Below are 18,301 nucleotides of genomic sequence, written 5' to 3' on the forward strand. Positions count from 1 at the left end.
CGCGGCGCTGCTCCCGGTGCTCCGCACCGGGAGACGGGGCGAGTCGCTGCGCTCCCCGCCAGGGAGCCGCTGCGCGGCTCGCAGTGGGCTGATTCCCGTGCCGTCGATCGAGTCGCTTCGCTCCTCTGAGTTTCCCAGATTAGGTTCTCACCTGCTCTTTTCCTCGTCCCGTTCGATCCGGTCCCCCACACTCCAACGAGGCTGGGAAGGCGGGAGGGTGTGCCCGACCCGCCGCCCACTCGCCTTCCCACGCCGCTCCATGTCATACCCACAGCATATCACCCCACTCTCTTACGCAACTCAAACAGTTGAAAATCTCAAACACCCAAATCTATTAATTCATAACAGATTACGAACCTTACAATCTAAGATTTGTGCACAACATATGTAAAGCTTTATCAACCAATTGATTACCCAAACATATTGGTAATAAACAACTTTCAAAAACACCTCCAAAACGGACGAAACAGACACCCGCGCCCGCCGACGCCCGTGGCGCCGGAACTCCCACACACAGCTCGCCGGCACCCCACATCACAAACCGGGGACATGTCATCACACCAGGTCACAACACCATTACACCCCCACGCAGCACACGGCCCCCGCACCCCGGAAACCGGATGCGGGCCGTGTACCGAGAGAAGGGCGAGAGCTACGCCGCAGGGTCCAGCCAGGGCCGACCGTGGCGGCCCTCGACATACACCCCGCAACCCCAACAGCCACGCCCCGACGAGCGTGCCGTCCCCATGCTCTTCCAGTCCTCCCAGCCCCACAGCAGTTGAGAAGAACTGGCGCAGGCTCAGTCGTAGAGGTAGGAAGGTTCGTCGTCCACGATCCGCCGGAAGAGCGCACACAGCGGCTCAAGATCCAAGTCCGCGCGCGCTGCGTGGCACGCAGCGTGAAGCTCGGAGAGCCCGATCAGGTTCCAGGCCAAACCGCGTCCAGACTCGGCGAGCAACTGGTCGAAGAACTCTCGCTGCGTCCGACCATTGCCCTCACGAAACGGATGAGCAAAGTTCACGAAGTCGTACACATACGCCAGCTTGCCGGACAGGGCTTGTTTCGTGACAGAGCCGATATGCCGCAGCTCGTTCAGCTGTTCGGCAACATACTCGATCGGCCGAGCGATTTCCCGCGGGGGAATGAAGGACTCACCCTCCTTTTCGATGCCGACGGTGCGCAGGTCCCCCGCCCACTCATACACATCCTGAAACAGGTATCGATGCAGTGCCTGCAGATGGACCAGATCATAGGTTCGTGACACCACCGACGGGTCAGCTCTGAGCTCTGCCACCCGAACCTCGACGAGATCGTTCTCAGCGTTGATCAGCTCATCGTCTGTCGTGGCCCCGACCCGGTTGCGGAGCACCGTCGAGTCAGGAATGAAATAACCCCGCCAATCGGTGTCATGATCGCCCGATTCCCACGGGTACGGCCTGCTCACAGACCGACCACGACGACGCCGGCCAGCCTGCTATGCCAGGTTGTATCGTGCACGGACCCGGGAGCCAAGCTGTTCGATGTCGATCTCACCACGCACATAGGCATCCTGATCGGCTCGAGTGACGTCAGTGCTCCGGGAGCCCTCCAGCTCGCTCGTTGTCCGGGCCGCGCGGATAGCCCGCTCACGTCGCGCACGGTCATCCAACGGTCGACGAATCACCATTCACGCCACCTCCTACTCGAACCCCCAGTTTACCGATGCAGTGTCACAGACAGCCCCTCGACACCACTCGGGTGACGTGGAACTGCACCACATCGCCCGCATCGCGCCGTCGAAGCGGCCCGAAATCGCGCCGTCCCGGTCCCAGCAAACGTCCTCACCACCGATGGCGCACGATCTGCGGCGACAACGACACGCGATCACGTCGAAGACGCGCAGTACGGAGATCTCCTCGGGGAGGCCGGCGGCGTCGCGGATCGACAGCACCCGGTGATGCAACGCCGCGTCGTCGGCGCGCAGCGCCTCCGCCTTTCGGTGCCCAGGATCGCCCGCGGCGGGACCTGCACCGACACAAACGTCACCGCAACCAGATCATCCGCCGACCAGCACTACCGCCCCCACACCGAGACCACCGAGCCGAGTCCACCGATCGAGCCCTCCGTACCGCCACGCCACCGCGGCAGGATCAGGCGGCCGTTGAGCCGTTGCGTTCGAGCCTCTCGGCGATCCACACCTTGATCAGCGACTGCCGGGTAACCCCGAGACGAGTCGCCTCACGATCCAACTCCGCGATCATCCACACCGGGAAGTCGACATTGACACGCCGCTGCTCCTCGCCCGGGCGCCGGGCCCTGGCCGTATCGAGCGCGAACGTCACGTCCTCGCCGGCATCAAAACGCTCGTCGAACTCGTCAGCTCTCATAAAGCGCCACCTCTCCATCACGTGAGCGCCGAACCGAGATGATCCGGGTCCGGGCCGCACGAAAGGTCACGACCGCGGACCACCATGTTCCGTCAATCACACCGATCACCAACCACCTGGAGCTCATCCGTAGTTCCCGCGGGCACCCTCGAGCCGGTGCGGATCTCGCCACAGCGCCTGCGCCGACAGAAAATCGATGCCGCGCTCGGCCAGGTTCGCTCGCCGCCACCGCGGGCGGACTGGTAGACAGACCAGGTGTGGTGGAACGCTCGGATCAGGAGGCCCCGATGCCGCGACCATCATCATGGGTGAGCACAACGGCCTCCGCCCTCGGTGAGGAGCTCGCACGAGTCGGTCTGACCGTCCCCACCGAGCAACTCGAGGACCTGATCACCGACCGAGTCGCTGCCGTGGCGGAGCAGATGCGCATCACCGAACGCACCGCCCGCCGGTACTTCGACCACGACACCCTCCGCACCCTCGCCCGCGAACTGGCCCTGAGCATCAAGGACGAGGCACCCGGCGCCGACCTGCTGACACTGCCCCGCACCATCACCATGCCCCTGCCCACCCTCGGGTCGACGATCGCCGCCCTCGTCGAAGTCGCCGCCCTCCCCGGCCCCGACAAGGATCCCCACGAGCCGGCACCAGCGATGGCACTGATCTCCACCCTCGGCGTCCTGACCCGAGACCACGACGGCGACCTCCCCACCGTCCGGGTGCCGGAACCCCTCCTCATGCGCGCGGCGCGGCTCATCGAGAACACCGCCGACCTCGTACACCACGGCTGCCCACTCCCACCAGACGTCGCCGAGGACGTCCGACCCCACCTGCAGAAAACACTGCGCGACGACGCCGCCCGACTCCGGGCACTGATCCCCGACACCGGCCGACGGACCGGCTCGGGTCTCTGGGCGGTCCCCGACGACCCACCATGACCACCGTGGCCGTCCCCCAGGGCATTCCTCCCCAATCGCAGGAGGCCAGTGTGCAACCGATCCTCGACACCGGGCACGCCGGTGCCCGCCGGCACCCCACATCGCAAACCGGGGACATGCCATCACATCAGGTCACGACGGGATCGCAACGAAGACGGCCCGCGCCCCGAGGGTCGGGTGCCGGCTACAACGTGCGCCGGTGCGATTCAAGCAATAGGCGATTTGCTGCACAAGGGTTCCGTTCATTCAAGCTTCCGCAAGTGCAGAGGGCAGGTTCAAGAATCGTCTTCCCGTCCCCCGGGTCGGCCATGAAATCGTCGGTTTGCTTGAACATCAGCTGCGACGATTCAAGCAAACCAAACAGAACAGGCTCTTCCTCTGCACGACGCATGGAACGCCACCCGATGGGAGTAACCATCGACGATCACCCCGACACCAGCCCCGATCACGACCAAGAGGTGATGACGTGCTTCCGATCCCGCCGTACGGCCGGGGAGACAGCTCGATGGTGTGGCAGCCCTGGCTGGTGCCCACAGTCCTCTGGTGGAACTGCTGGCACTGACCCAGACCCACCGCGCGGCCGGCGACGGTCAACCGGCAGCGGCCGCGCGGTCGCCGCGATTCTGACATCGGCGCTGAGTTCGGCAGAGCAAGACATCCGCTCCTTTCGCCGCCCAACACGCCCGACCGTGGGCCCCGCCGATGGGTCACAGACACACGTGGCACGGCGGTGTGGTGACCGTCAGCCCACGCGGATGCCCTCGTCGGCGAGGAACTCGCGGGCACGACCCAGTTGGCGGTCGGCGGCGAAGGTGTACCACTGTTCGGCGAGGCCCTCCCGGTGGACGAGGTCGCGGAACCGGCCGAACGCACCCCTGCCCTCGATCGCCCGCTCCAGCCGCTCCCGCAGCGCCGCATCATGCTGCCGCTGCGCGAAGGCCGCCATATCCCGCCAGCCCTCCCGCGAGCCTGTCCGGTCGAACCGGAGCCACCGGTCAGGCTCGGCCTCCACGTCGACGGCGGCGTCCTCGCCGACCATCATCGGATCAGTACTGCTGTCGTCATACACCTGTCCGGTGCGCAGGTCGAGGTAGCCACCGGTCGACATGCCCAGATCCCCCTCCAATTCGGCACCGAGCATCTCGAGGTCCACCGGCACCACCCGCCCGGCCAGCGGCTCGCCGCGCAGACACGCAAGCAGATCCTCGGCCAGCACCCCGTCACCCGCGCCGGCACGCCAGGTCAGCCGGTTGATGACCGACACCGCCACCGGCTCGGCCTGCTCCCGTCGCTGCTGCAGTGCCATCGGTACGCCGGCCCCCACCTGTTGCAGCGCGTCGTCGACGTCACGGCCGCGCACCGCGGCCAGGAAGCGGGCGGCATCTGCTGCCGCGATAGCGGCGCGCAGCTCGGACACCTCGAGCGCGGGCACCTGGTCCCGTGCGGGCCACGCGTGCAGCAGCATCGGATGCGGCTGAGGTGGTCTGCGCGGTGCTCGGCCTTCCCCGTCGTCGTCGGACCACCGGCGCCCGTACTGATCCGGGATGGCGCCCCACCCCCAGTACGGCAGAGGCTTCCCTGGCGTGACCCCCAGCACTTCCAGGGGGTCGACCTTCTCGGCGCCGATCACACAGCGGTGGGTCCAGTCATCACCCAGGTCGAAGGTGAACTGGAACTCCGCCCCGGGCTTCAGGAGCCGGGCGACTTTGGCCGACTCGATGTCCACCGCCTCGGTGATCGGCCCACCGAGCGACTCCACCATCTCGGCCCCAGTCTCCGTGTCGGTGACCACACGTCCATCGGCAAGGGTGAACATCGACAGGTGCGCCCGATCCCACCGGGCGAAGCCGTCGTTGATCGCATTCGCAAAGTCCATGAAGGTATGCGACGGTCCGACCGCGAAGATACGGCCGGGCCACGGCCACAGTTCCTCGCCGCGCCCGCCGAGCAGCTCCACCGTCACCGACAACCACGTTCGCGCCATACCCCGAGGATGGCATGCGGGCCGCGGCGCGGCGCGGGGATCGGCGGCGACACCGTCGAATGCGTCGTCGTCCGCCCCGTCCTCGAACACCCGGACGGGGCGCCACCCGCGGTGAAGCCGACAATGAACATCGACCCGCTCGCCCACCATAATCCCATCGAACGCTGCCGGTCCGTCTGTGGAATCCGGCTAGCGGCCGGCTAGCGGCGCTTCCCGTACGCGTGCCGGCGTGTGCTGTTGCTCGGCTCACCGCCCACGGAGTCGGGCGTTTCCCTCGACGTTAGGTGTGTTCGTAGGCGGTCACATCGGTCCCGCGGCCACCGAGACGTGGAAGTTCCCCGCACCCACGGACCGCTCGAGGGTCGCAATGACAGCAGCCGGATTGTCGTAGGGCCCGTTGAGGTAGAACGGCTGACCGTCCCTACCGAACTCGATCCGACCCGGCCCGTCCCACTCCCCCAGGAACGCGGCGGCCTCATCATCGAAGGCGCCGGCGGGCTCGAAACCGAGCCCCCGCGCATACGCCGCCGCCCCCAGGATCAGTTCACGGCCGAGCTCGATGGGAATCTCCATCGCCGGGCGGTCGAACGCCGCGTAGTACGTGCGGATGGCGGTGGGGATCCTGCCCGCGTCCATGGTTTCGGGGTCCCGGGCATTCTTGACCCCCAGGCAGTGCACGTCGGCCAGGTAGCCGCGCAGCGTCGCCCGACCACGGCGTCCCTCTCGTGCCACCACCACCTGCGCAAAGCCCTCGACCTCACCGGCGGGAGCGTCCAATTCCGCCCACTCCGGATGACCCCCGAGACCCAGCCCGACACTCCAGCCGCAATTGACCCAGCACCCCAGCACCCGCCCCAACCCTCGGGACGCGTCGGCCTCGGCAGCGACTCGTCGCACCAACGGCGCCACCACCGACGGCCGCACACCCAGAGCACGCGCGATCACCTTCGGCGGGACACCCTGCTCCCAACGCCGCCGCACCTGCTCGACCAACTCCACCTCGTCCATGGCACCCCATTCTGCCCACCGATCGGGACGCTCCCACGTCCGCACCTATCCGCACATGTCGGGCCAGGTGAAGGGCCGTGATGGCCGATCGTCGGCGCCGGGCACGTCGATCGCGGCGCACACCACCCACGTCAGTGGCAGGAAGTACGAGATCTATGTAGACGCTGCCTTGATGACCTGCTCGCGGTTCACTTCAGGACGACATCACGCAGATCATCGAGGACCTTCATTCGTTCATCCTCGGTCAGCAGTACGTGCAGCGGGGAAAGGTTGCGCATCTCGTTCCCAGTCTCGTCGTCCGACTCGACGATCTGACGAAGGGTCTCGACGTCGTTGTCCTCGACGATTCGTTCCCACCGATCCAGGAAGTCGGTGAAGTGCGGGCTTCGACTCACATGCTCACGGACACTCTGGAGACTGCGGCGTACGCGGACGGTGTCGAGGGGCAGATGCTCGCGCTCGACCTTGTTCAGGATGGCGGTCTGCATGAGCTTCTGTCGGGTGACCTTCATGTTGACCACCGTCATCTCGCTCCCTCATTGCTCAGGCCAACTACCGCTGCGGTCGTGCCCACAGTGTACGGGTCCGGCCACCGTTTTCGCAGGTCAACCCACGCTCACGCAGCGACGACCCGACCTCCATCCGCCGATACGAACAAGGGCTCACAGGACCATCCACGCTACAGCGATCATCCCCCGATAGCGTCACCAGTCGGACGAGGGCAGCCATTCCCAGAGAAAAATTGCGGACTCGGAAATAATTGCCCGACACTCCCCGAGAGCGTCCACCTTCGACGGCCGCGGTCCGGTGGCCCTGCGCGAGCCACCCGCGTTGCCCGGTGACTCAAGCTTCGATACGACCTGCTCAGTGAAAGGCCCAGCTCAGTGTGAAGAGTGTCGTGTGCGTTCCGGTACCTTTGCGCGCACCGCAGAATCCGGGATTATCGACCAGAGGCGCGGATTCGCGGAAATGAAGCAGCGCGCTGACGTATGCCGCTCAGCCACCCGAGCCCGGCGAGCCCGGCCGGTCCGGGAGGCGAGGTCGAGGTGCAGCCGACTCCCGCACCGCTCTTGTGGCGCGATCGGCGCGGCATACGCCGTCCCCTGTGGCCTCCGGTTTCCTCGACCTTCTCGGGTTTGGGCTGACGACGCCGCGCCAGCCGCTACATCTCCGCCGTTGCGGTTCGGTAGGTCTTCGCCGCAGCGATACCGTCGTCGTAGTCGCTGACGTACTCCCCGGCCGCCCGGTCATACCGTGAGCCGACCGCTGCTGGATCGTGGGCCATGAATACCACGTCTGGCCGTCCGTTGTTGTAGCGGCGGTAGGTGTGATAGTCCCAGCCGTCGGGCGCGTAATCATCGTTCCATGCCAGGCGGGCGACGGGAACGAATCCGGCGTCGGCATAGATGTTCGGCAGAACCGTGTCGAAGCAGTCGAGGCGTCGTCCTCCGAGGACGGTGGCCTGGCGCAGCATCGAGGAAGCGGCGTTGGGATGCGCGCCGTCGTTGTGGGAGAACACCGAGACGACTTCATCGTCCTTCAGGGCGACGCCAGCTTTTCCGTCCTCGGTGACCAGCATCCGCATTTCGGCGTATTCACGCTCGTCATAGACGTAGACCGACGATGCGTAGTGGTTGTTGCTCGTCAGTTCCAGCATTTGCGTGCGGTACAGATCCGCATCCGACGGCGGTAGCTCGTACAACGTCGGGCTCGATAGCCCACGCGCAGCGAAGTCGGCTCGCTCGGAGTCAGGCCGGCTGTATGCGGCGAGCGGGTCGACTCGGCGGCCACCAATCAGAAGCCGAGCGCTTCGGCTTCCTCGATCTTCTCGTCCGTCCAGACCTGCTCGATCGCCTTGCGCTGCTCCGGCGGCAGATCGGGCGTCCACCGGTACTTCCGCCAGAACGCCTCCCTGCGCTCCTGCGTCATCTGCTCGTGATTCATTGCTGTCAGCTCCTTCGGTTCGAACATCTTCCCCAGCGTTTCGGGCGCGGCTCAGCGCTTCGATTTGGTTCGCACGCAGTCTGTCACCTGCAGCCAAGCGGCGCTCGAGGTCGCTTCGTGCAGGCCCGGCTTCGCTCTCGATCGCCGACCGCAGTTCTTGTTGGCCACCAGGTGTGGCGTCGTAGAGGGCTTGGATTTCGGCGTGGTTGGATTCGGCCTTGGTGAGCCGTTGCTGGAGGTGGACGGCGTCGGGTTGGGCGTCGAGGTCACGGCGGGCTTCGGTCAGCCGGGTAGCGGCGCGGGTGAGGCGGTTGCGCATGTGCGGGGTGCAGCGTGGTCCGGGCTTGGGTTTACACATCGGCGCCGACCTCGGTTGCGGTGTCGATGAGTGCGGCAAGGCACGTGCCGAGCTGTGCGACCGAGAGTTTTCCGGGGCGACCATCGTCGGGCAGGTAGGTGTCGCGGCGCAGCTCGATCATCACGGCGGATACGCGGCCGTCGCGGCCGTAGCGGTCAAGCGGCACGTAACACCCTGTGTAGGGGGTGTTCTCAGCGATCTCCCCAAATGGCAGGAAGGCCCGGCGGGTTGCGCTCGTCAACCAGTCCGGTGTGTGGACGGGATCCGTGCCGATGCACAGGGCTGGTCGCGCCGTTGCTGGGTTTTCGAATCCGGAGGGCCGCTCGGGGTAGGAGTGGACGTCGATGATCACTGCTCGTCCGCATGCGGCGATGCGGTCGGTGACGAGCTCGGCGACCGCACGGGCGTACGACGGAAGTACTCGTCGAGGAGTGCCTCAGTGTCGGCGAATGGTTCGCCCCTAAGCCGCCTTCCGTCGCAGGTGCGGGTGTAGACGGCACCGCGGCCAAAGGCAGTGGCCGGTTCGGTTGCGTCGGGGAACCGTTCGGGGTCGACGACCAGTCGGGACAAGGCGTTCTTCACGATCCACGGATAGGTGTGGGCATGGTCGGCGCCGAGCGTGGCGATCAGGTCGGTGTCGGTATCAGTGGCCTCGTCCAGTTCGGCGTCGAGTGCCGCGTCGTCGAGCAGCAGCTGTGCGCGGACGTGCGGGGGAATCGTGCGGGAGGCGTGCGGTACGTGCAGGATCACCGGCGATGACGGGTGACCTGGCAGGATCGAGAAGCTGTTCATGCGTTCCTTTCGTGAGATCGGCTGGCGGCCAACCTTGGCGGTAGGTGGCGAACCGTGGTCGGTGATCGAGCGCTCCGCCCGGACTACGTCCCCGTTCGGTCGGGTTCGCTGGCGGCAGCGAGCACTCCCTCCGGGCCAGTTACTCAGGTGAAGACATCGACGTACCAGCGCCCGTCGACCTTTTGGGTGGTCACGGTCTGGGTGCCGCGTTTGACCGGCTGGGCGGGTTGCATCACGGATAAATCGACGAGGTAGACCCCGTCGGACAGTTCGACGGTGCGGAGGCAATAGTTGGTGCCGACCGGGACCGCGTCGATGACCTTCTGCAGCTCCGGTCCAGGGAGCACTGATGAGCTCGGTGTTGCGAGCGCTCGGGCGGTTTCACCGTTGCGCTGGCTGTAGTACGCAAAATTGAACGCTGCGATCACGCCCGCGCCGCTCTTCTGGTCACCACGGTCTGCCCGGCACTCCCCGTCCGACGCGGATGTCTGTTCGGTCGGTGCCGGTTCGGGCAGGTTGAGGATGGGCAGCCCGTTCTCGTCAACCGCTGCGGTGGCGCTGGTTGTGGCCGCGGTCGGTGCGGTTTCACTGTCCCCTTTGCGCAGGTGGCTGATGGCCACCCCGCAGGCCACAGCGACGGCGACCGCCGCGACGGCGGCCATCGCCTTCTTTCCCGGCCCGCGGCCGCCGCGGGCCGGCGGTACAGGTGACCGGGGTCGGGGCGGTGGGGGTGGTGGTGTGGCCGGGTCGCCGGGCGCCGTGGTGCGGGCGCCCGGAGGGTTGCCGGCGGTGGGTGAGCCGTCGAGGAGGTCGATCACGGCGGGATGCCGCGACGGCTTTCGGCTCAGGGTCGGCTTCTTCATGGTGTGCACCCGCCTTCTTCGGTGTCAGTTCGCGGCCGGAATGCCGCCGCCGATGGCGTTCGAGAGCAGGTTTCCGGCCAAGCCAGGGGTGGCGTCAGTGAAGAACGAGTTCAGGGCGCCATCGACCTGGTCGATGATCTGCTCGCCGCCGTGCTGGGCGGCGACGAAGTCGCGGGCCTGCTGGTCGATCGCGGGTGCAGCCTGGGCTGTGTCCTGAACGGCGCCGGCGACGGCCTGACCGACCGGGCCGGAGTTCTCCCACTCGTTGAGCACAGTCCCGGTCTGGGCGGTCACGGCTTCGGAGTCGATGTCCGGGACCTCGATCTCCCGGGGTTCGCCCTTGTCGCCGGCGGCGATCGGGGTGACCGCAGCGACCGCGACCGCGCCGCCGATGACCGCGCCGAGCGCTGCCGCGGGAAGCCCGAATGCCGCGGCCCCGGCCGCAGCACCGGCACCGGTCGCGATGGCCCCGACCGGTGCCCAGCCGATGCCGGGGACGAACGCGTTGCCCGCAGTAGCACCTACAAGTCCTGAGACGGTGCCGACAGCGGCCCCGCCAGCGATGGCGGCAGGAACCCCGGCGGCAGCAGCACCGGTGACCACTCCCAGCGCGCCGGCACCGACCTGTGCGGCGGCGATCCGGTCGGCCCGGTTCGTTTCCACGCCGATCGACCGCCAACCGGTCGAGACCCCTGCCTGGACAACCGACATCGTGTTGTTGGTGCGGTCCCGGTCCAGGTCGCTGATCCAGTTCGGCTGCTTGATGTGCAGCTCACCCAGCCGAAGGGTGTCCCGGGGCGCGATGAACGGTGCGGTCGGCTCCACCGGGGTCGGCAGGTGCAGCTGGTCGAGCTGCACCGGCGCGAGGTAGTAGTTCTCCGGCTCGACATACGCATTGGTGTCGTAATCGTAGTTCGGGAGCGGCTGGTACTCGATGTTCTGGTACTCGGCGGGCGGGGTGACCCAGTACACCGGTTCCGCCGGGGTCTCAGGCACGTATGCGGGCTCGGGTGTTGGTGTGGGGGTGGTGGTTCCGCTGGGGGTGTCGCCGCCGGTGACACCTTCCTGGTTGCTGCCGCCGGTGACACCGCCCTGGATCGGGTTGGCGAACGCGGACGGGGACAGGGCAATGCCGGAGGCCAGGGCAGCGGTGATGACTGCCAGCGCGGTGGCGGCCTGGGTGGCGCTGCGGCGGCGGTGCCGGCCTCGGGCGCGGCGGGCAGCCCGGTTATCGGTGTTGTTGTTGTCGTTGCTCATCGAGCATCGCCTTTCATCTGGGTTCGCCCTCGTGGGAGGGGCCGGATCTTCATGGAATGGGAAGGATCGGAGGTAGGACGGTCACGCCAGACCTGGCTGGCCGGGCCAGCGCATCAGCCCACGACGCCCGCCATCAGGTCGACAACGGTGGCCGCGAGCACGGTCAACGCGTCCTGCGTCTCCCGCCGCAACTGGCTGAGCGCAATGCGCTCGCCGGAGGCGAACAACGGCTCGAACGGCATCCGGCACACCCGCAGAGCGGGGAGCGCGTTGACAACCTCGATCTCGACCATCGGAACGTCCCCGGGTCCGGCGGTGATGACCACGACGGTGCGGGCGAGAACGTCGGGCCGGACTGCTGTGATCGTGGCGAGGGTGCGCTGGGCGGCCGCGGCGGCGTCGCGGCGCAGCGGAACCGGGAGTATCACCGCGTGCGCGGCCGTGATCGCCCAGCGCCAACTCCCGGCATGGCTGGAATTTCCGGTGTCAGCGACCAGGACGTCGCGGTGCCGGCCGAGGATCGCCCCGAGCGCTGCGGCGTCGTCGTAGCTCAGGGGCGAGTCGGCCCCGGCACGCCCGGCGATGATGTCGGAGCCGGACGGCTGACGCGTCAGATAGCGGGCAAGCGTGGACGGCCGGACGTCGGTGGCCGCCGGGTCGATCGCGGCCAGCAGGCCGACCACGTCCTTGCCCCCGGCTGGAGGAACGGCCACGCGATCAGCGAAGCTGCCGCCGACTTCGCCGAGGTCCATGCACGTGACGGTGGCGGGGCCTCGGTGCTCGGACAGCGTCTCGGCCAGGCTGATCGACATCGGGGTCTTGCCGACGCCGCCCTTGAGGTTGGCGAAGGTGATCACTGCGTCCTCGGGGAGCGGGCGGGCGATCGTTGTCTGCGAATCGCGCAGTCGCATCTCGAGCGAGTCCGTCTTCGGTGCGAGCTTGAGTCCGAGTATGGCGTTGAGTCGGCCACGCACACCGAGCCGAGCAGGGTCGCTCGCCGCGGGGTTCGCGCGCGGCGCGGACAGCTGCGGGAGCACATCCAACGGACCCGCGATTGGGCCTTTGATCGGCTCTGTCGGCCGCTGCCCCACTAGGGAACGTGTGGAGGCATCGGAGAGTGGCGGGGCCGCCTCGTAGGCGATCTGTTCGGCCGCCACGACCACCGGCCCGCCCGGCGGCATGGAGACAGGCTCCGCCGCCACCGGTTCGGGCGCGGTGTGCGTGACGGTCGGCAGGGGCATGCTCGGGGCGCGTTCCTCCGTCTTCCCGTCCGGGCCGACGGTCAGGAACCGAGTGTCCTTTCCCGTCCGGTAGACGACCTCGACGTCAGCGCCCTGAGTCTGCGCCATCTTGTGCAGGAACTCGTGCACAACAGTGGAGAGGGTTTTGCTCTCGTTCGCCTCCAGATTCATCGGAGACACGTCGGCGTCCGCCAGGGTGGCGCGGGCAGTGGTCGCGGAGGTGATCTCGACATCAACGGTCGGCATCATCGCTAGTTGACCCCGAAGGCACTGGCCCCGGACAGCGCCTTATCCATGTCGTCGACGACGGCCTCGGCCGTCTCCAGCTCAGCCAGGGCCTTGTCACGGGCACTTCCCTCAGGCAGCGCTTCGATGACGACGCGACGCTTGGACGAGGCATCCCGAATTTCTGCGAGCCGCTCGCGGGTCAGCTCCTGCTCCACACTGAGCTTGGCCAGCCACGCGGGGACCGAACTCTTGAAGTACTCGCGCAGCGACTTGATGACAGGGTCGTTCGCACCCTTGGCAACGAACGGTCCGCGCAGCGCGGCCACGTCCTCGGTAGTCGGGGTGATCGATTGGGAGATACGGCGGCTCATGTGTGTTCCCTTTCGGTGGTGGTGTCGGTGGAGCTGAGGTCAGTCGCCTCGGGAGGCGTTGTCGAGGAAATTCGGGAGTACCAGGTCATCGGCGAGAAGGTTGGTTCTGCGGGGGTCTGCTCAGGGGTTCGCATCTGCACGGCAGTGGTCCGACCGTCGTCGCCGAGCGCGATGCCGCGGCCCTTGACGGAGGTGTCGACCTCACGGCCCACGGTCGAGTCGCCCCACATCATCCGCGCGCCGTCCTGCGACAGATTGCCGAGGCTGATGCGGGTACCGAAGTTGTCGCGCGCATTGCCGCACACACCACCGAACAGGCTCGCGTCGGGGCGCTGCACCCCGAGCAACAGTCGGATACCGGCCGAACGGGCAAGGACAGCGAGGTCGGCCCACGCCCCGAGCGGGTCGAGTTCTTTGAGCTGCGCCCGGTCTCGTCGTCACCGGTCTTGGCCAGGCGCTGCCACTTACCGGAAAGAATGACGAACTCGTCGACTGCGACTATGAGCGGCTGAAGGTCTGTCGGTTGTGCCCAATTCTCCTGAACCCATTCCACCCGCGCGTGCATCTCGCGGTGCAGTGCTCGGATGAACTCGGCGGCACGCAGGGCATCGCCGGTGTTCGTGACGCGGTTCGGTTCGGTCTCGAGGCCGTCGAGTTCGATCGTCTTCGGGTAGATGCCGTCGAAGGGGATGCCGCGGCTTGCGGCCTCGGTCAGCAGGGTACGGATGGCCGTGGTCTTGCCGCCCCTGGTGGGGCCGACGATCAGGCAGTGCGGTCCGGCTTTGTGGGAGGAGATGTTCCAGGACAGGGTTTCACCCCTGAATGTCGTCGCGTATGGCAGATCCTTGTCGGTCCTTTCAGCCGGGTTCGCGGCGGTCATGCTGGTGCTCCTGCGAGGTCGGGTTCGGGGAGGACGACGACGCCGGTGGCGTCGAAGGTGATGCGGGTCTTCACACGGCCGGTGCCGACGATCAGGACGGTCTCAACGACCTCGCCCTTGGCGCCGCGGCGGACGTCGACCGAGTCGACGGTGACGGGGACGAGTTCGCCGTTGTCGTCGTCGACGAGGACGGTCTGGCCGGCCTCGACTGCGGAGGCGGGAATGACGTCCGAGAAGTCGTCGTCGTCCGCGGGCGCGGCGTCCACAGTCGGCAACGAGACGGACGTGCCGTCGTCGGTGGCGGCGGTCGCGCCGATGACGATCGGCTCGGGAGCACTGCCGTGCTTGCGTGCTCGCTTGGCAAGGGCGCGCTCGGATTCGATGAACGAGGCCAGCTCCTGTGAGTAGCAGGTGAACTGCGGGGCCTCGGTGGGTTTGAGGCCGTCGATGATCGCTTTCTCGCTCTCGGCGAGCTGGGTCCACTTGTTGGGGTGGCGGTCGACGTTGGGGGTCCACCACATCTGTGCGTCTACGGGGTTGCCGTCGTCGCCGAGGGCGATGCCGCGGCCCTTGACGGAGGTGTCGACCTCACGGCCCACGGTCGAGTCGCCCCACATCATCAGCGCGCCGTCCTGCGACAGATTGCCGAGGCTGATGCGGGTACCGAAGTTGTCACGCGCGTTACCGGACGCGCCACCGAACAAACTGGCGTCGGGGCGCTGCACCCCGAGCAACAGCCGGATACCGGCCGAACGGGCAAGAACGGCGAGGTCGGCCCACGCCCCGAGCGGGTCGAGTTCTTTGAGCTGCGCCCGGGTCTCGTCGTCACCGGTCTTGGCCAGGCGCTGCCACTTACCGGACAGAATGAAGAACTCGTCGAGGACCGCGATCATCAGCGGCAGCTGCGAGCCCTCGATCTTCATCTGGTGGATGTAGGCGTTGCGGGCCATCATCTCGGTGTGCAGCGCGCGCACGAACATCGCTGCACGCAGCGCGTCGTAGATGATCGCGCCGCAGCCGGGGTAGCCCTCGAGGCCGTCGAGTTCGATCATCTTCGGATCGACGCCGACGAACGGAACTCCGCGGCGTGCGGCCTCGGTCAGCAGGGTACGGATCACCGACGTCTTGCCGCCCCCGGTCGGGCCGACGATCAGGCAATGTGGCTTGTTCGAGCTCGTGGACACATCCCAGTACATGATTCGGTCCGCGGCACCGGTCGCATACGGCAGGTGCCGCAAGTTCTCGTCGACCAATTCGAGCGGGTGGTCGACGCGCGAGGGCATCGCGGTGACCAGACGCATCACCAGGTAGCCCTTGTCGGGGTACCAGTCGGTGGTCCAGTTGCGGCCGGACTCGTGTTGTCCTGCCAGGGAGGCGAGGGCTTCTTCGACCTTGAGCTGAAAGCCTTTGGCGCCTGCGATCATCGACTTTTCGAACGCGATCCGGTAGCCGGTCTCGATGCCGGACTCGTCGACAGTCTCTACAGTTACCTTCGGGTCCTTGAAGATCGAGGCGTCGTCGAGCGCGCTCTGGAGGACCTTTTGGCGGTCGGAGCGGGTGTCCGGGGTGATGGTCTTACGGGCGATGACGATGCGGTCGTGGTGGGCCTCGTGGCGGACCTTGACCTCCCACTTGTCACTGCCGGGGAACGCGGCCGCGATCGCGCGGGAGACCTCCTCGAACTGCTTGGGCCGAATGACGGTGCCGCGGTGCAGTGTGATCGTCGCGCGGCGGATCACACGCCACCCGGGCGGGAACGAGACGGCGATCTTCTTCGGCAGGTGTCCGGTGGCCTGTCGGACCACCGATTCGAGCATCTGCGACCACTTGTGCGTGCGGTGGCGCAGGACGTCGACGATGACGAGCAGGGCAGCTGCGGCGACGAGCAGCACCCGGTGGCCGTGCAGCTTCGTCAGCACGCCAACGACGGTCTCGTTGTCGGCGGCCGCCAACATCAGGCGCGGGGAGTACACAGCAACGCCTGCGGCAATGACGGCGATCGGCGAGAGCGGGGTAAAGCGGCGGATGCGCGTCGGTTGGCCGTTCTCGCCCACCTGGTTGCCGCGACCGTCGCTGGAATCGCCGAAGGTCTCGCGCCACGTCGCGACCAGCCAGTCCTTGAGTGGGTCGTGATTTCCGGTCACCGCCTGTGCCTTTCGATCGTCTCGAGCCTGGACACCGTCCGGGGAGGCGTCTTTGAGCACAGTGACAGAAGCCAGCGATTTTCCTCAACGGGGTGTCCCCCTCGTCTGGCGCACCCGGGCGGTGCGGTGAACACCGCTCTCGTGCACGATCTCCAGGCCGGACTGCCGAACCCTCAATGTGTTCGACTCGCACCCTGAGGCGCTCTGTTCACCGCCTGCGTGCACGGTGGTTGTGTCGGCCCGTCGACCGCTGTGCCGGGGTGCCCCGTCGCGCGCTGTTCGGCACGCTCGCTCGCGCGCTCACCGGGGTGTTCACCGAGTGCTCCACGGTGCAGTGTGGGCGCAGTTGTCAGCGCTCGTGCGAGTGCTCTTTCGAGTGCTTCGCCACGCGCCTCTGCGGGCGGTTGCGCCAGCTCGATCGGGTGGCGTTGTGAGCGCTGTGGAAGGCGTAGACATGCGTCGACGGTGAGCGCTCGCCGCGGCACTGGTTTGAGCACTGCGCACAGCGTTCTACGTGGGCGTTCCGAATAACGTTGGCGCTGAGCGCAATTCTGGATTACACTCCCCCCCAAGGAACGCCGGGGGGGAGTGACCCCCGGAGGGGGTGGGCCTGGGAGGCACTTTTTCGAGCGCTCGAATCCACCGCCGAAATCCGGCGCCGTTTTCACCGCGCATCTGAGCGCTGTCTCCACGCACCGGCGCGCTGGTGCTTGATCCGCTCGCTGTGGGCCTGCCGCGACAGCCCGTCTGGGCGAGGCCTCCGGTGCCGCCGGGTGCACCGCGTGCGCACACGCCGACCTTGCGCCCATCGAGCCCCTTTATGCGTACCCATAGCTCGACGCTCCATCGCGCGCCCATACGCAAGTCTCTAACCCCTGCGCCCCATAGGGTCCTGATCACCCGCGACGACACACGGGCCGCCACCATTGCGCGAATCACCAAGGGAATCCCCTCACGCTCGGCGTGATTACCGGCTGCCCATCGAGGTCGTGCGAGCCGCGCCCGTGCCGCCGCTGCGCTCCCGTCGCTGGGACGACATTCCCGATACCGCACAGCCCGTCGGCCTCCGCCGATGACCCGATCCCGGCGCGGACACCCCGTTGAGATGAAAAGCGAAATCGACTTACGGTCGTGCGCATCCACATTTAGATGCACCTACCGAACTCAGCGATGGAGTGTGCTCATGTCCCTCACGTCCGCAGTCGCCGAACTGGCGACCACCCCGCCCGGGAGCGTCGACGTACTCGCCCAGAACACCGAAGTCTCCACTGGCGGCCTGCGCGCGTGGATCGGCGACAACATCATCTTCACGATCCTCGCCCTGATCGCGTGCGTCGTCCTCCTCGGCGGCATGCGGGGCAACTTGTCGAAGGTCTTCACCGTAGGCGGTCTGTCGCTGGTCGGTATCGCGTTCTTTTCCCTCGCGAGCAGTGAGAGCGCCGCGACCGGCATCGGTAACTGGATTCTCGGCCTGTTCGGCATCCGGGTGGTCTGACCTGCCGTGCCTGGTCACCAATCGACGATCGAAGGGAGCCGATTGTGATCGACAACGACGACCTGCTGCACCGGGTGGATCAGCACTACCTCGGCCCAACCGGGTTCACTCTGCCGGTCCGGATTCGGTACGCGGCGCTCGGGCTCGGGGCCGCATTCATGGTCACCGTCTTCGTCGTCGCCCGCGGCATTGTGCACGTGCCGCTGGGTTTCAAGTCCCTCGTCGTGATGGTGGTCATCACCGTCGTGCTCACCGCGCGGGTGACGAAGTTCGTCAACGCCGACCGCCCGGTCCGGTCGGTGATCCAGGCTGCGTGGAACGACCTGAACGCACCGCGCCCACCGAAGCCCGGCCAGACCGTCGTGCTCCGCATTCCCCCCATTTCCTGCGCTGCCGGCAGCGCAGGATGCCGTCACGCCGATCGAAGGTGAG

General features: G+C 66.9%; 18 protein-coding genes and 3 pseudogenes. 4 read left to right on the top strand and 17 right to left on the bottom strand.

Annotated features, from left to right (window positions below; all coding sequences use genetic code 11):
• Positions 1-799 precede the first annotated feature (799 nt).
• From PSR88_RS38790 to PSR88_RS38810, 5 genes and pseudogenes are all read right to left on the bottom strand, one after another.
• Positions 800-1,444, bottom strand: coding sequence for a Fic/DOC family protein (locus PSR88_RS38790; protein ID WP_342338984.1), 645 nt, complete (start codon positions 1,442-1,444; stop codon positions 800-802).
• Positions 1,445-1,474: 30 nt separating this feature from the next.
• Entirely contained in the window at positions 1,475-1,666 is a 192-nt protein-coding gene (locus PSR88_RS38795; protein ID WP_061042154.1) for an antitoxin VbhA family protein, read from the bottom strand.
• A 12-nt stretch (positions 1,667-1,678) separates the two neighbouring features.
• Positions 1,679-1,963, bottom strand: coding sequence for a DUF6308 family protein (locus PSR88_RS38800; protein WP_342338997.1), 285 nt, complete (start codon positions 1,961-1,963; stop codon positions 1,679-1,681).
• A 166-nt stretch (positions 1,964-2,129) separates the two neighbouring features.
• The gene (gene brnA / locus PSR88_RS38805) at positions 2,130-2,366 is read right to left on the bottom strand and encodes a type II toxin-antitoxin system BrnA family antitoxin (RefSeq protein ID WP_029539671.1); all 237 of its coding nucleotides are present in this window, start codon (positions 2,364-2,366) and stop codon (positions 2,130-2,132) included.
• Positions 2,356-2,621, bottom strand: a pseudogene (locus PSR88_RS38810) (BrnT family toxin). The gene brnA and the pseudogene PSR88_RS38810 overlap by 11 nt, the downstream one beginning before the upstream one ends.
• A 53-nt stretch (positions 2,622-2,674) precedes the next feature.
• Here PSR88_RS38810 and PSR88_RS38815 point away from each other — a divergent pair.
• Positions 2,675-3,304, top strand: a complete 630-nt coding sequence (locus PSR88_RS38815) for a hypothetical protein (RefSeq protein ID WP_016884325.1) — start codon at positions 2,675-2,677, stop codon at positions 3,302-3,304.
• Between the two features lie 742 nt (positions 3,305-4,046).
• Here PSR88_RS38815 and PSR88_RS38820 read toward each other — a convergent pair.
• Entirely contained in the window at positions 4,047-5,288 is a 1,242-nt protein-coding gene (locus PSR88_RS38820; RefSeq protein WP_029539670.1) for a UPF0158 family protein, read from the bottom strand.
• Positions 5,289-5,297: 9 nt separating this feature from the next.
• On the opposite strand from PSR88_RS38820, the gene PSR88_RS38825 reads away from it, so the two are divergent.
• Positions 5,298-5,492, top strand: coding sequence for a hypothetical protein (locus PSR88_RS38825; RefSeq protein ID WP_157180197.1), 195 nt, complete (start codon positions 5,298-5,300; stop codon positions 5,490-5,492).
• Between the two features lie 96 nt (positions 5,493-5,588).
• On the opposite strand, the gene PSR88_RS38830 is transcribed toward PSR88_RS38825, so the two are convergent.
• From PSR88_RS38830 to PSR88_RS38880, 11 genes and pseudogenes are all read right to left on the bottom strand, one after another.
• On the bottom strand, positions 5,589-6,296 hold the full coding sequence (locus tag PSR88_RS38830; protein ID WP_016884323.1) for a hypothetical protein: 708 nt from the start codon (positions 6,294-6,296) through the stop codon (positions 5,589-5,591).
• 188 nt (positions 6,297-6,484) lie between these two features.
• Positions 6,485-6,823 (bottom strand): hypothetical protein, encoded by a 339-nt coding sequence (locus tag PSR88_RS38835; protein WP_016884321.1) that lies wholly within the window; start codon positions 6,821-6,823, stop codon positions 6,485-6,487.
• A gap of 635 nt (positions 6,824-7,458) precedes the next feature.
• The gene (locus tag PSR88_RS38840; RefSeq protein ID WP_029539669.1) at positions 7,459-7,953 is read right to left on the bottom strand and encodes a hypothetical protein; all 495 of its coding nucleotides are present in this window, start codon (positions 7,951-7,953) and stop codon (positions 7,459-7,461) included.
• A 137-nt stretch (positions 7,954-8,090) separates the two neighbouring features.
• The gene (locus PSR88_RS38845) at positions 8,091-8,240 is read right to left on the bottom strand and encodes a hypothetical protein (RefSeq protein ID WP_181450714.1); all 150 of its coding nucleotides are present in this window, start codon (positions 8,238-8,240) and stop codon (positions 8,091-8,093) included.
• 350 nt (positions 8,241-8,590) lie between these two features.
• Positions 8,591-9,390 (bottom strand): annotated as a pseudogene (locus PSR88_RS38850) (N-formylglutamate amidohydrolase).
• A 143-nt stretch (positions 9,391-9,533) separates the two neighbouring features.
• Entirely contained in the window at positions 9,534-10,253 is a 720-nt protein-coding gene (locus tag PSR88_RS38855) for a hypothetical protein (RefSeq protein ID WP_192815097.1), read from the bottom strand.
• Between the two features lie 24 nt (positions 10,254-10,277).
• Positions 10,278-11,510 carry a hypothetical protein gene (locus PSR88_RS38860; protein WP_016884317.1) on the bottom strand — a complete coding sequence of 411 codons (1,233 nt, stop codon included), beginning with the start codon at positions 11,508-11,510 and terminating at the stop codon, positions 10,278-10,280.
• A 113-nt stretch (positions 11,511-11,623) separates the two neighbouring features.
• Positions 11,624-12,997 carry a hypothetical protein gene (locus tag PSR88_RS38865; RefSeq protein WP_016884316.1) on the bottom strand — a complete coding sequence of 458 codons (1,374 nt, stop codon included), beginning with the start codon at positions 12,995-12,997 and terminating at the stop codon, positions 11,624-11,626.
• A gap of 5 nt (positions 12,998-13,002) precedes the next feature.
• Positions 13,003-13,350 (bottom strand): hypothetical protein, encoded by a 348-nt coding sequence (locus PSR88_RS38870; protein ID WP_016884315.1) that lies wholly within the window; start codon positions 13,348-13,350, stop codon positions 13,003-13,005.
• A gap of 131 nt (positions 13,351-13,481) precedes the next feature.
• Positions 13,482-14,218: pseudogene (locus PSR88_RS38875) on the bottom strand (FtsK/SpoIIIE domain-containing protein); the annotation flags it as partial.
• 8 nt (positions 14,219-14,226) lie between these two features.
• Positions 14,227-16,374, bottom strand: a complete 2,148-nt coding sequence (locus tag PSR88_RS38880) for a type IV secretory system conjugative DNA transfer family protein (RefSeq protein WP_029539667.1) — start codon at positions 16,372-16,374, stop codon at positions 14,227-14,229.
• A gap of 1,183 nt (positions 16,375-17,557) precedes the next feature.
• On the opposite strand from PSR88_RS38880, the gene PSR88_RS38885 reads away from it, so the two are divergent.
• Entirely contained in the window at positions 17,558-17,869 is a 312-nt protein-coding gene (locus tag PSR88_RS38885) for a hypothetical protein (protein ID WP_016884310.1), read from the top strand.
• Positions 17,870-17,913: 44 nt separating this feature from the next.
• Entirely contained in the window at positions 17,914-18,300 is a 387-nt protein-coding gene (locus PSR88_RS38890; RefSeq protein ID WP_237724189.1) for a hypothetical protein, read from the top strand.
• Position 18,301: the final 1 nt, after the last annotated feature.

It is taken from the genome of Rhodococcus sp. DK176 (assembly GCF_038447315.2).
GTDB classification, from domain to species: domain Bacteria; phylum Actinomycetota; class Actinomycetes; order Mycobacteriales; family Mycobacteriaceae; genus Rhodococcus_F; species Rhodococcus_F jostii_A.